The organism is Spirillospora sp. NPDC049652, from assembly GCF_040675125.1.
Lineage (GTDB): Bacteria > Actinomycetota > Actinomycetes > Streptosporangiales > Streptosporangiaceae > Spirillospora.
Map to the genome: position 1 here is coordinate 1 of NZ_JBFAOF010000115.1, position 12,860 is coordinate 12,860.

The window sequence follows — 12,860 nt, forward strand, 5'->3', positions numbered from 1 at the left end:
GGCAGACCGTCGTGCAGGCGGCCCCGCCGTCCGCCGGGCCGGGGGCGCCGGGTATCGGCGACCCCTACTACCCGGACTATGGCAACGGAGGCTACGACGTCTCCCACTACGGTCTCAAGCTCCGCTACCAGCCGGCGACCGACCGGCTGGACGGCGTCGCCACCGTCCGGGCCCGCGCCACCCAAGGCCTGACCAGGTTCAACCTGGACTTCGGGCTGACCGTCGCCAAGGTCACCGTGAACGGGCGGCCGGCGAAGTTCACCGCCGAGGGCGAGCACGAGCTGGTGATCACGCCGCCGCGGACGCTGCGGAGGAACGAGCGCTTCACCACGGTCGTCACCTACGGCGGGGTCCCGTCCGCGGTGAAGATCAAGGGGTTCACGAGCTGGCAGCGGACCACGACCGGCGGCGTCGCGGCGAACGAGCCGGAGAGCGCCTGGTGGTGGTACCCGAGCAACGACCACCCCCGCGACAAGGCGTCCTTCGACGTCTCGGTGACCGTCCCGGACGGCCACCAGGCGATCAGCAACGGCGTGTCCACGGGCGTGCGCAGCAAGGGCGGCTGGACGACCTTCGGGTGGCGCGAGACCCGTCCGCAGGCCACCTACCTGGCGACCCTGGCGGTCGGGAAGTTCGACGTCGTGAAGGGGCGCGCCAACGGCCTGCCGTACGAGTACGCGATCGGCTCGGACCTGCCCGCCGACGTCAAGGCCAACGCGCTGACCAGCCTGAAGCGCACTCCCGAGATCCTCAAGTGGGAGAGCGGCCTGTTCGGGCGGTACCCGTTCGAGGCCCTCGGCGGGACGGTCCCGAACACCAAGGCCGGGTTCGCCATCGAGACCCAGACGCGGCCGTTCTACAGCCCCAAGTTCTTCGCCAAGGGCAAGCCGAACTTCAGCGTCGTCGTGCACGAGAACGCGCACCAGTGGTTCGGCGACAACGTGTCCGTCCACAACTGGAAGGACATCTGGCTGAACGAGGGCTTCGCCACCTACGCCGAGTGGCTGTGGAGCGAGCACGAGGGGACGGCCACCGCGCAGCAGCTCTCCGACCAGACCTACAACGCCCACCCGGCGGGCGACGCCTGGTGGAACCTGCTGCCCGGCGACCCCGGCGCGCAGGACCCGTTCGCCGACCAGGTCTACGACCGGGGCGCGATCGCGGCCCACGCCATCCGGCTGCGGGTGGGCGACAAGGCGTTCTTCAAGGCGCTGCGGACCTGGCAGGCGGCCAAGGGCGGCGGCGACGCGACCGTGGCCCAGTTCGTGCGGCACGTCGAGCGGGTGTCCGGCAAGGACATCGACGGCATCATCAAGACCTGGCTGTACACGCCGGGCCGGCCGGCCACCGCGCCCGGCCACTGATCACCGGGTCCCTCCTCTCCCCCCAGCGCCACCGGCCCGTCCGCGACCAGCGGGCGGGCCGGTGGCGTCCCGCGTCTCAGGGGGCGGCCGGACCGGCCCGCCGCTTGCCTCCGGAAGGCGCCGGGAGGCCCGCCGGACGGTCCGCGGGGGGTTACCGATGAGTGTCGTGGGGGCCGCCTTCCGGTATCCGGGGCCCCTATAGACTCGGGGGGCAGGCGAGGGCACGACGGGGTGAGCTCGCGACGTATCCGCACAGCTAGTGCGGGCAATCCACCATCCGAAGGACTGTTCCTTGAGCAAGCCTGTCGTCCTTGTCGCCGAAGAACTCTCCCCGGCCGGCCTCGCGGTCCTCGAGAACGACTTCGAGGTCCGCCACGTGGACGGCGCCGACCGCGCCGCCCTCCTCCCGGCCGTCGCGGACGTGGACGCCCTGATCGTCCGGTCCGCCACCAAGGCCAACGCCGAGGTCTTCGAGCACGCGGCGAAGCTCCGCGTGGTCGCCCGCGCCGGCGTCGGCCTCGACAACGTCGACGTCGAGGCCGCCACCAAGGCGGGCGTCATGGTCGTGAACGCCCCGACCTCCAACATCGTCACCGCCGCCGAGCACGCCATCGCGCTGCTGCTGGCCATCGCCCGCAACGTCCCGCAGGGCCACGCGGCGCTGAAGAACGGCGAGTGGAAGCGGTCCAAGTACACCGGCGTCGAGCTGCAGGGCAAGACCGTCGGCGTGCTCGGCCTCGGCCGCATCGGCGTGCTGGTCGCGCAGCGCCTGGCCGCCTTCGACATGAACGTGATCGCCTTCGACCCCTACATTCAGGCCGCCCGTGCCGCGCAGCTCGGTGTGCGGCTGGTCACCCTGGACGAGCTGCTCGCCGAGTCCGACTTCATCACCGTCCACCTGCCGAAGACGCCCGAGACGCTCGGCCTGATCGGCGACCGCGAGCTGCACCTGGTCAAGCCGGAGGTGCGGATCGTGAACGCGGCGCGCGGCGGCATCGTGGACGAGGCGGCGCTCGACCTGGCGCTCAAGGAGGGCCGGGTCGCGGCCGCGGGCCTGGACGTGTTCTCCACCGAGCCCTGCACCGACAGCCCGCTGTTCGTGCACGACAACGTCGTGGTCACCCCGCACCTCGGGGCGAGCACGCACGAGGCGCAGGAGAAGGCCGGCACGCAGGTGGCCCGGTCGGTGAAGCTGGCGCTGTCCGGCGAGTTCGTGCCGGACGCGGTGAACGTCCAGGGCGGCGCGGTCGCCGAGGACGTCAAGCCCGGCCTGCCGCTGGCCGAGAAGCTCGGCCGGATCTTCACCGCGCTCGCCGGGGGCGTCCCGGTGCGGCTGGACGTGGTGGTCCGCGGCGAGATCACCGGCCACGACGTGAAGGTGCTGGAGCTGGCCGCCCTCAAGGGCGTGTTCTGCGACGTGGTCACCGAGTCGGTCACCTTCGTCAACGCGCCGCTGCTGGCCCGCGACCGGGGCGTGGAGGTGTCGCTCACCACCTCCGAGGACAGCCCGGACTGGCGCAACACCGTCCAGGTGCGCGGCACGATGGCCGACGGCGAGGTGATCTCGGTCTCCGGCACCATGACCGGGCCGAAGCACCACGAGCGGATCATCGAGATCAACGGCTACGACATGGAGCTGCTGCCGACGGCGCACATGGCGTTCTTCTCCTACAGCGACCGTCCGGGCATCGTCGGCGTGGTCGGCAAGCTGCTCGGCGACGCGGGCGTGAACATCGCCGGCATGCAGGTCGGCCGGGACGTCAAGGGCGGCCGCGCGCTGATCGCGCTGACCGTGGACGAGGCGATCCCGCCGCAGCTGGTCGACGCGATCGCCGCCGAGGTCGGCGCGGACATGGGCCGCCGGGCGGACCTCGACTCCTGACCCAGGCCGTGGGCCTTTGAGGCCCTGTGAGGGGTTTCGCGGTATCGAACGGGCGGGTGGTTTCGACCACCCGCCCGTTCTGTTTGCCCAGTTCACCCTATATGTCGTCTCACGATGTGGGATAGGTGGCCACCGGTCAAGACAAGTCGCCGATCCAGAGGTAACGTCGGAAGGGAGCAAAAGCGGCGTTCCGTGGACATCCTCCGCTGCCGCGAGCGGGTTCCGACAGGACCCGGGAACGTGCGAACCACGATCCCCGAGCCCTCCCCGCGACCACACCGCCAGCGACGACCGGAGTACCACCATGCGTTTCGACATGCAGTCCCAGACCTCGGCCACCCTGCCCGACGACGACGCCGAGGAGGCCAAGCGCGCCCTGCAGACGGCCCTGGACCGCCGCGGCCTCTGAACCGCGTCCAGGAACCCTGGGCCTCGGCGGCCGACCTGACCGGCCGTCAGGCGCCGGGCAGGGAGTCCAGTGCGAGGGCGAGGGCTCCGCGCAGGGCCGCGTCCGCGCCGAAGTGCGCGGGTTTCAGGACGGGCGGGAACGGCACCGCCCGGTCCAGCAGCCCTTCGATCCGGGACACGAGCGCGGGTTCGGCGGCCATTCCGCCGCCCAGCACCACCCGTTCCGGATCGAGGGTGATCGCGAGGTTGGCGACCATCATCGCCAGTTCGCCCAGCGCGCGGTCGCGCAGCACGCGCAGTTCCGCCGGGACGGACGCGCCGAACAGCTCGCGGGCGGTGATCTCCCGCCCGGCGAGGGCGGACGCGCGCCGCGCCAGCCCACCGCCCGACACGTCCTCTTCCAGGGGCGCGCGTCCGGCGGCGTGGCCCGGTTCGCCGGGGGAGCGCAGCAGGTAGCCGATCTCGCCCGCCGCGCCGTTCGCGCCGCGCACGACCCGTCCGCCCGCCACCAGGCCCGCGCCGAGGCCGGTGCCGACGTTCACGTAGAGGCCGGTGCCGGTTCCGGCGAGGCCGCCCCAGCGCAGTTCGGCGGCGGTCGCGGCGTTGACGTCGTTGTCCAGCCGGACGGCCGGCGCGCCGAGCCCGTCCCGCAGCAGCCGGGGGAGCGGCAGCTCCTCCCAGCCGGGCACGTTCGGCGCGAGCAGCACCCGGTCGTCCCGGACGACGCCGAACGTGGCGACACCGGCCGCGAGCAGCGGACCCGCGTCGCGCCCGGTCTCGGCGGACAGCCGCCGGGCCGCGTCCAGCGCGCGGTCCAGGACGGTCCGCGCGCCGTCGCCCGCCAGGGTCGCCAGCCGGACGGTCCGCAGCACCGTCCCGTCCGGCCCGGCGGTCGCCATCGCGATCTTGGTGCCGCCGAAGTCGATCCCGAGCACGAACCCCGCGCCCGGCTCCGGCCGTCCCGGACCCGCACCGAGCGGCCGGGCGCTCACCGGCGGCCGCCGCGCGCGGCCGAGTCGATCGCGACGGCGAGCGCCAGCACCCCGGCCGTGACCATGAAGCGGACCGAGGAGTCCACGTTGAGCAGCAGCATCCCGTTCGCCACGGACTGGATGACCAGGATGCCGAGCAGGGCGGCGTAGGCGCGTCCGCGCCCGCCGAACAGGCTCGTCCCGCCGATGACGGCCGCGGCGATCGCGTTCAGCAGGATGTCGCTGCCGCCGGAGCTCTGGTTCACCGCCGACAGGCGGCTCGCCGCGAGGATCCCGCCCGCCCCGGCCAGCACCGACGACCCGGCGAACACCAGGATCCGGACGCGCGTCACGGCGATGCCCGCGCGCCGCGCGGCCTCGGCGTTCCCGCCGACGGCGTACACCCAGCGCCCCGGGAGGGTGAGCCGCAGCGCCAGGTCCAGCAGGACGACCAGCCCCCCGAAGATCACCAGCGTGAGCGGGACGCCCCGGTCGCCGGACAGCACCGCGACGCCGGCCGCGAGCACCGCCACCAGCCCGCCGGTGCGCAGGACGACCGGCAGCGGACTGGTCACCGGCAGCCCCGTCCGAGCCCGCGCCCGCCGGACGAGCAGCTCCGTGGCCAGGTACGCCGCGCCCGCCGCGAGCACGGCCCTCCAGCTCAGCCAGGCGGGCAGCCAGGTGTCGCTGAGCGTGGCCACCGGCCCGTCGAACGGCAGGTTGATCGTCCCGTCCCGGCCGAGCAGGTAGAGCATCAGGCCCTGCCAGCCGATCAGCCCGGCGAGGGTGACCACGAACGACGGCATCCGCAGCACGGTGAACATCAGTCCGTGCGCGAGCCCGACGAGCGCCGCCGCGCCCAGCGCGAGCAGCACCGCGAACCCGGCCGGGACGTGCCCGTGGACGTTCAGCACCGTCATCACGACGGCGGTGAGGCCGCTCACCGACCCGACCGACAGGTCGATCTCGCCGAGCAGCAGGACCAGGACGATCCCGAGCGCGATGGTCCCGGTCGCCGCCATCTGCAGCGCCAGGTTGGTGAGGTTCTCGCTGGACAGGAAGTGGCCGTTCAGCGACCCGAACACCACGGCGATCAGCGCGAGCCCCGCCACGACGGGCAGCGCGCCCGGCTCGCCCCCGGACGGTCTCGGGAGCCGGACGCGCCGTCCGCGGGCCTCGGGGACCGCGACCGAGCGGCTGAGGAGCATGCGGTTCATGCGGCGGCCTCCGCTCCCGTGATGGCGGCGAGGACGGTTTCGGTCGTGGTCTCGGCGGTCGGGAAGACGCCCGCGCCGCGTCCCAGGCGCAGGACGGCGATGCGGTCGCTCACGGCCCGGACGTCCGCGAGGTTGTGCGAGATGACCAGGACGGCCAGCCCGCGGTCGCGCAGGCGGCGGATCAGCGCCAGAACCTGCGCGGTCTGCTCGACGCCGAGCGCGGCGGTCGGCTCGTCCAGCAGTACGGCGCGCGGCTCGCCGAGCAGCGCGCGGGCGATGGCGACGGACTGGCGCTGCCCGCCGGACAGCGAGGCGACCGGGGTCCGCAGGTCGGGGATGCGGACGTCCAGGGACGCCAGCAGGTCGCGCGCGGTGCGTTCCATCCGCAGCGAGCGCAGCAGCGACCAGCGGTGCGGCTCCGCGCCGAGGAACAGGTTCGCGACGACGTCGAGGTTCTCGCAGAGGCCGAGGTCCTGGTGGACGGTCGCGATGCCGAGCGCGCGGGCGTCATGCGGCCGGACGATCCGCACCGGCTCCTCGCCGAGGACGATCCGCCCGGTGTCCGGGACGACGACCCCGGACAGGATCTTCACCAGCGTGGACTTCCCCGCGCCGTTGTCCCCGACGAGCGCCGTCACCTCCCCGGCGTGCAGGTCGAGCGTCACGTCGTCCAGGGCCCGGACCGCCCCGAACGAGCGGCCGACACCCCGTGCGGACAGGACGGGCGCGCCGTTCACTGGAGCCCCGCGTTCTTGCAGGCGGTGGCGGCGTCGCCCGCGCAGATCCGGGAGACGGTGTAGAAGCCGTCCTTGACGATCGTGTCCTTGACCTTGTCGCGGGTGACGGCCGTCGGGGACAGCAGGAAGGCCGGGATCCCGCCCGAGCCGTTGTCGACGGTCGTCGGCGCGGCGGGCTTCTCGCCGCGCGCGAGCGCGACGGCCAGCTCGGCCGACTTGTACGCCTGCGCCTTGATGTTGAGGTAGACGGTCATGTACTGGTCGCCGGACAGGATCCGCTGGACGGCCGTGAGCTCGGCGTCCTGCCCGGTGATCGGCAGGAGCGGACGGTACCCGGCGCGCCGCATCGCCGTGATCGCGCCGCCCGCCATCCCGTCGTTCGCCGACAGCACGCCGATGATCGAGTCGCGGCCGAGCGCGGTGATGGACTGCTCCATCTCCTGCTGCGCCTTGTCGGGACTCCAGTCGGGCGTGTCGTACTCGCGGCCGATCGGGACCTTCCCGTCCAGGACGCTGTGCGCGCCCTTCTTGTAGTCGGCCGAGCTGGGGTCGGTGGGCGCGCCGTTCAGCATGACGATGCGGCCCTTGCCGAGGGTGTGCCGGGCGTTGAGCGCGTCGAGCAGGGCCTGTCCCTGCATCTGGCCGACGCGGACGTTGTCGAACGAGACGAAGTAGGCGTACTTCACGCCGGTGATGAGCCGGTCGTAGGCGATGACCGGGACGTGCCGCCGCCCGGCCTCGTTGACCTGCGGCGCGACGGCCTTGGCGTCCACGGCGTCGAGGGCGAGCACCTTCGCGCCCCGGGTGAGCGCGGACTCGACCTGGCTCTGCTGCTTGGCGGGGTCCTGGTCGGCGTTGGCGTAGACGACGGAGCAGCGCGGGCAGAGCTGCTTGACGCGCTGCTCGAACAGCGGGCGGTCGAACGCCTCGTACCGGGTGGTCTTGGACTCGGGGAGCAGGAGCGCGATGGTCGCCGAGTCATGGGAGGACGTGCCCTTGCCTCCGCCTCCGCAGGCGGTGAGGGCGAGGAGGAGGGTGACCGCCCACGCGGCGGTCCTGGGGGTTCGCGGCCGGATCGTGGTGTGCATGCACGCACCGCCTTCTGGTGGCTCGCCGGTGATTTGAAAGTAAGAGAGGCTTCCTAACAAAACAAGGCCATGCGACGATCCGGTCTGGGACATGCGGAGCAGATGCGGACGGAACACCGGGAGGACCAGTGGCGGGGGCGATCGGCAGGCCGGTGGCGAGCACCACCAGCGTGCTGAGGGTGATGAACGAGCGGGCCGTCTACGAGCGGATCCGCGAGCTCGGCCCGGTGTCGCGGCCGGAGGTGGCGCGCGAGACCGGGCTGTCCAAGCCGACGGTGTCGCTCGCGCTGGCCGACCTGGAACGCGCCGGGCTCGTCCGGACCGTGGGGCACCGCACGGGCAACGCCGGCCGCGCCGCGATGCTGTACGAGATCCATCCCGACGCCGGACGGGCCGTAGGCATCGACGTCGGACGCGAGTGGGTGCGCGCCGCGCTCTGCGGCCTGGACGGGAAGGTGCTGGCCAGGCGGGACGTCCGGTCCCGCGCGGTCGGCCCGGACGAGTTGACCGGGCAACTGGTGTCCCTCGTGGACGAGCTCGCCGCCGAGGCCGGATGCGCGCCCGCCGACCTGACCCACATCGTGATCGGCACGCCCGGTGTCCACGACACCGAGGCGCACCGGCTGCGCCTCGCCCCGAACCTGCCCGGCTGGGAGACCCCGGGCGTCACCCGCGACCTGGCCGAACGGCTGCCCGCGCCCGTCCTCATCGAGAACGACATCGCGCTGGCGGCCCTGGGAGAGCAGGCGCACGGCCTCGGACGCGGCGTCCCCGACTTCGTGTTCCTCTCCGTCGGGACGGGCATCGGCATGGGGATCGTCCTCAACGGTGAGCTGTACCGAGGTGCGCGCGGAGCCGCGGGCGAGGTCGCTTTTCTGCCACTCGGCGAGACCGACCCGCTCACGCGCGCACCGGAGGCGCGGCGGCACGGCATGCTGGAGAGCGTGCTCTCCGCCGCAGGACTCGTCGCCACCGCCCGCCGTCTCGGCATGGACGGCCGTCTCACCACCGCCGGTGTCTACGACGCGGCCCGGGCGGGCGATCCGCTCGCGGTCGAGGCCGTCCAGTACGAGGCGGGGAACGTGTGCCGCGCGCTGGCCAGCGTGATCGCGGTGCTCGATCCGCGGCTGGTGGTGATCGGCGGCGGCCTCGTCCGGCACGGTCAGGACGTCCTGCTGGACGCCGTCCGCGACCGCCTCGCGGACATGACGCCGCTTGATCCGCCCCCGGTCGAGCCGTCCGCGCTGGGTGCGGACGCGTCGGTGCTGGGCGCGCTCGCCATCGGCGTCACCACGGCGATGGACATCGTCTTCCACCGCGACGTCGCCGAACCGGCGGTCGGCTGATGGACGAGGTGAAGGAAGCCCTCCGCCGCGCCGCCGCGCTCGGCCCCTACTTCGCCGTGTCGACCGACCCGGACGAGGAGGTGGACCCGACCTGGCGTCCCCTCCCCGAGACCGATCCCGAGCGCCTGGACGGACTCATCGACCAGTACGCCCAGCGGCTCGGCACCGGCGATCGGCGCGTCGCCGCGAGCATCCTGTTCCAGGGCATCGCGTCGCGCCTGTGGTCGCCGGTCGTCGCGTCCGCGGCGCTCGGCGTCGTGCCCGACCTCGCGTCCCTGCACTGGCGCTGGGCTCCTGGCGCGCCCATCGCCCTGTGGCTGGCGGACCCCACCGGATGGCCCGCGTCCCCGGCCCGCGCGATCGAGACCGTCGTGGACGGCCAGCTCCGCCCGCTGCGCGACACGATGGCGAAGGTGGTCAAGCTCGCGGACGGCCTGATCTGGGGCAATGTCGCGTCCGCCCTCGCCGGAACCCTCTACGTCGCCCGCACGTCCCCCGACCTGGCCCGCACCCTGGTCCCGTTCGTGCGGGACCTCCTGACGCGTCCACCCCTGGCCACCGCAGGCCGGATGACCCCCCGGGGTTACGTCAGACGAAGCTGCTGCCTGTACTACAAGGTCCCACCCGGCGGCGAACTGTGCGGCGACTGCGCCCTCCGCCGCTCGTGATCACGCACCCCAAAAACGATCAGACCCACGCCGGGAGACGCCGCGCCTCGTAGCCTGAAGTTCCGAGGCGTCAGGAGGTACGGGCCATGTCCGAGACCAGCACGATCGGGACGAATCTCAAGCGCATCCGCCACGAGCGCGGGATGAGCCAGGAGGGCCTGGCCGAGGTGGCCGGGCTGTCGCGCGACACGATCGCGAAGCTGGAACAAGGGCGGCGGCGCGGCGAGCGCACGACCACGCTGATGAAGCTCGCACGGGCGCTGGACGTCGAGATCACGGAGCTGACGGGCAGGCGCGAGCGGCTGGGCGGCGACCGCGACGGCGCCAGCGTCCTGGCGGTGCGGGACGTGCTGCTCGCGCCGTCGCTGCTGCCGGGCCTGGGCGGGCTGGACGCGGATGACTCAGGCGAGGCGACCCCGCCGCGTGAACTGGGAGCGGCGATCCGGCGCTGCTGGGACCTTTACTGGGCGGGTGACTTCGGGACGCTGACCGCCGTGCTGCCCGGCCTGATCGCCGAGGCGCGGCTGTCGCGGCGCACGCTCGGCGCGACGGTCGCCGTCTCGCTCGCGCAGGCGTACCAGCTCGCGTCCTGCCTGCTGGTTCACTTCGGCAGGCTCGACCTGGCGGCCGTGGGGGCGGAGCGCGCGGTCACGGCGGCGGCCGAGGGCGACGACGCGAGGCAGTGGGCGACCATGCACGGCACCTACGCGTGGGTGCTGCTCCACCAGGCGCGCCTGGAGGAGTCCGAGCGGGTCGCGATGGCCGCCGCCGCCCAGATCGAGCCGTCCTTCTCCGCGCCCGAAACCCATCTCGCGGCGTGGGGCAACCTCCTCATGACCGCGCTGGCCCCCGCCGTCGCGGCGGGGAAGGACCCGGCCGGCTACATCGACATGGCGGCCGCCGCCGCGCGGCGCATCGGGCACCGCGTCGACGCCTACCAGACCGCGTTCGGCCCGGCCAGCGTCCGAATGCAGGCGGTGCACGCGTGGGCCACGCTGAAGCAACCCGGCCGCGCCCTCGAAGAGGCGCGCGGCATCCGGCCCGGCCACCTGCGCGGGATCTCCTACAGCCGCCACCTCCTCGACGTCGCGCAGGCCCACGTGGACGCGCGTCAGCCGCGCGCCGCCGAGACGCGCCTCGCCGAGGCGCGCGCCACCTCGCGCATCTGGTTCCGCCACCAGGCCATCGCCCGTTCCCTCGTCGCGGAGGTCCGCGAGATCACCACGCGCCCCACCCCGACAATCCGGGCGCTGGCGACCGAGGTGGGTCTCGACTAGGACACCGCGTCCGACCTGGGGAACCATCCTCACGCCCCCGCTGGACACCGTGTCCGACCGTGGCTGGACACGGCCGAAACGACTGGTACACCACGTCCCTGGTCGCATGAATGCGTGCGCGAGTGAATGCTCTATGTGACCGACAACGTGAAGGCGGCAGCAATCGAGAAGGCGCTTCGGGAGGAGTTTCCGGGGTGGTCGATCATCTGCACGCGGGACACCGGGCGGTGGTGGGCGCTGCGCGGGCCGGGGCCCGGCGAACTCGTGCAGCACGGCGCGTCCGCCGCCGAGGCCGACACCCCCGAGAAGCTCCGCGATCAGTTGCGCGCGTACGTGCGGGCCGAGGCCGACTGATGAACGCGCTCGCCGAACTCCAGGAACTCCTCGTCACCCGTGGGCTCCGCGTGAAGGCGCACCTCGGGCCGCCGCCCGGCCGCGCCGTGACCGCGCTTCTCGTGGCGAACCCGGCCATCCCGTCCGTGGGGGAGACCGTCCGCCTCCGCGCGGACGGGCTGGTTGACTCGTCCGGGACGGGCCTCGGCGACATCTTCGAGGCCGCCGACAAGCTCGCGGGACGGCTGCGGACGCCGGAGACCATCGCCTGGTGGCTCGCCGGCCTCCTCGACGGGTGATCCGCTCAGACCCCGGCGGGGACGCGGCCGATGGCCCGCTTGAAGTCGGGGCACTCGACGACCGGGTCGTGGTCGCACACCGACGCGTGCCGCAGGCTGTCGCGCAGGCGGGTGAGCTGCGCGATCTGGTCGTCCAGGGCGTCGGCCTTCGCCGTCATGCGGCCCCGGAGCCCCTCGTCCCCCGGACGGACGGCGAGGAACGCGGCGACCTCGGCGACCGTGAACCCGGCGCTTCGCGCGCACGTGATCATCCCGAGGCGTTCGAGCACGTCAGGACGGTAGGCGCGGCGCAGGCCGTTCCGTCCGGCGGGCTCGATCAGCCCTTTGGCCTCGTAGAACCGCAGGGCGGACGGCGCGACCCCGGAGCGCCGCGCGACCTCGCCGATGTCCAGCAGGGAATCGTCCATTCCCGCCTCCTTGACTTGAAGCGCGCTTCAAGTCGCAGCATAGCGGCATGAAGATCCACCACCTGAACTGCGGTTCCATGCGCACGATCGAAGCGACCTACGACGGACCCGAGCCCGGCCCGGCCGTGAACCACTGCCTGCTGGTCGAGACCGACGCTGACGGCCTGGTCCTGGTCGAGACCGGGCTCGGGCTCGGCGACGTCCGCGACCCGGAGAGCTCCCTCGACGCGGACTGGATCGCGATGGCCGGGCCGGTGCTGGACGAGGCGGAGACCGCCGTCCGGCAGGTCGAGGCCCTGGGGTACGACCCGTCCGACGTGCGGCACATCGTCCTGACCCACCTGGACGTCGACCACTGCGGCGGCCTCCCCGACTTCCCGGACGCCGCCGTCCACGTCCTCGCCGCCGAGCGGGACGCGGCGCTCGCTCCGGGGGCCGCGTCCCGGTACCGTCCGGCGCACTGGGCGCATGGCCCCAAGTGGGTGACCTACGACGGCACGTCCGACGACCAGTGGTTCGGCTTCACCGCCCTCCCTCTGGAAGGCCTGCCGGACGAGATCAAGCTCATCCCCCTGGGCGGGCACACGGCGGGTCACGCGGGGGTCGCCGTCCGGGACGCCGACCGGTGGCTGCTGCACTGCGGCGACGCGTACTACTACCACCGGGAGATGCGCGACGTGAAGGAGCCGCACCCGATCATGGACATCGTGCAGACCAGGTCGCAGATCCATCCCGACCTGCGGCTCGGCACCCAGGCGCGGCTACGGGAACTGGTCCGCGACCACGGCGACGAGGTCGAGGTGTTCTCCGCGCACGACCCCTGGGAGCTGGCCCGCCACCTGTGACGGCCGGGGGCCGGCGAA

Annotated in this window: 13 protein-coding genes; 8 read left to right on the forward strand and 5 right to left on the reverse strand. The window is 73.0% G+C overall.

What is annotated here, in order from left to right:
* The coding region (locus AB0J52_RS10905; RefSeq protein ID WP_500181386.1) for a M1 family metallopeptidase at positions 1 to 1,364 on the forward strand (1,364 nt) is incomplete at its 5' end.
* Positions 1,365 to 1,656: 292 nt separating this feature from the next.
* On the forward strand, positions 1,657 to 3,246 hold the full coding sequence (gene serA, locus AB0J52_RS10910; protein WP_500181387.1) for a phosphoglycerate dehydrogenase: 1,590 nt from the start codon (positions 1,657 to 1,659) through the stop codon (positions 3,244 to 3,246).
* Between the two features lie 455 nt (positions 3,247 to 3,701).
* Here the strand turns inward: serA and AB0J52_RS10915 are convergent, their stop codons facing one another.
* From AB0J52_RS10915 to AB0J52_RS10930, 4 genes are read right to left on the reverse strand one after another with little or no spacing between them, the layout of a single operon-like run.
* Positions 3,702 to 4,646 carry an ROK family protein gene (locus tag AB0J52_RS10915; RefSeq protein ID WP_500181388.1) on the reverse strand — a complete coding sequence of 315 codons (945 nt, stop codon included), beginning with the start codon at positions 4,644 to 4,646 and terminating at the stop codon, positions 3,702 to 3,704.
* A complete protein-coding gene (locus AB0J52_RS10920; protein ID WP_500181389.1) occupies positions 4,643 to 5,842 on the reverse strand; it encodes a sugar ABC transporter permease in 1,200 nt (399 codons plus the stop codon). The genes AB0J52_RS10915 and AB0J52_RS10920 overlap by 4 nt, the downstream gene beginning before the upstream one ends.
* Positions 5,839 to 6,579 (reverse strand): ATP-binding cassette domain-containing protein, encoded by a 741-nt coding sequence (locus AB0J52_RS10925; RefSeq protein ID WP_500181390.1) that lies wholly within the window; start codon positions 6,577 to 6,579, stop codon positions 5,839 to 5,841. Before AB0J52_RS10925 ends, AB0J52_RS10920 begins: the two co-directional genes overlap by 4 nt.
* On the reverse strand, positions 6,576 to 7,667 hold the full coding sequence (locus tag AB0J52_RS10930; protein ID WP_500181391.1) for a sugar ABC transporter substrate-binding protein: 1,092 nt from the start codon (positions 7,665 to 7,667) through the stop codon (positions 6,576 to 6,578). Before AB0J52_RS10930 ends, AB0J52_RS10925 begins: the two co-directional genes overlap by 4 nt.
* Before the next feature lie 128 nt (positions 7,668 to 7,795).
* Between AB0J52_RS10930 and AB0J52_RS10935 the strand changes: the two genes are divergently transcribed.
* From AB0J52_RS10935 to AB0J52_RS10955, 5 genes are all read left to right on the forward strand, one after another.
* A complete protein-coding gene (locus AB0J52_RS10935; protein ID WP_500181392.1) occupies positions 7,796 to 9,013 on the forward strand; it encodes an ROK family transcriptional regulator in 1,218 nt (405 codons plus the stop codon).
* Positions 9,013 to 9,681 carry a (2Fe-2S)-binding protein gene (locus AB0J52_RS10940; protein WP_500181393.1) on the forward strand — a complete coding sequence of 223 codons (669 nt, stop codon included), beginning with the start codon at positions 9,013 to 9,015 and terminating at the stop codon, positions 9,679 to 9,681. The genes AB0J52_RS10935 and AB0J52_RS10940 overlap by 1 nt, the downstream gene beginning before the upstream one ends.
* Positions 9,682 to 9,767: 86 nt before the next feature.
* Positions 9,768 to 10,958, forward strand: coding sequence for a helix-turn-helix domain-containing protein (locus AB0J52_RS10945; protein ID WP_500181394.1), 1,191 nt, complete (start codon positions 9,768 to 9,770; stop codon positions 10,956 to 10,958).
* A gap of 135 nt (positions 10,959 to 11,093) precedes the next feature.
* Positions 11,094 to 11,312, forward strand: a complete 219-nt coding sequence (locus AB0J52_RS10950; RefSeq protein WP_500181395.1) for a hypothetical protein — start codon at positions 11,094 to 11,096, stop codon at positions 11,310 to 11,312.
* Positions 11,312 to 11,590, forward strand: coding sequence for a hypothetical protein (locus AB0J52_RS10955; RefSeq protein ID WP_500181396.1), 279 nt, complete (start codon positions 11,312 to 11,314; stop codon positions 11,588 to 11,590). The genes AB0J52_RS10950 and AB0J52_RS10955 overlap by 1 nt, the downstream gene beginning before the upstream one ends.
* 5 nt (positions 11,591 to 11,595) lie before the next feature.
* On the opposite strand, the gene AB0J52_RS10960 is transcribed toward AB0J52_RS10955, so the two are convergent.
* Entirely contained in the window at positions 11,596 to 11,997 is a 402-nt protein-coding gene (locus tag AB0J52_RS10960) for a MerR family transcriptional regulator (RefSeq protein ID WP_500181397.1), read from the reverse strand.
* 47 nt (positions 11,998 to 12,044) lie between these two features.
* Here AB0J52_RS10960 and AB0J52_RS10965 point away from each other — a divergent pair, with 47 nt between their 5' ends.
* Positions 12,045 to 12,842 carry an MBL fold metallo-hydrolase gene (locus AB0J52_RS10965; RefSeq protein WP_500181398.1) on the forward strand — a complete coding sequence of 266 codons (798 nt, stop codon included), beginning with the start codon at positions 12,045 to 12,047 and terminating at the stop codon, positions 12,840 to 12,842.
* The last annotated feature ends 18 nt before the right edge of the window (positions 12,843 to 12,860 follow it).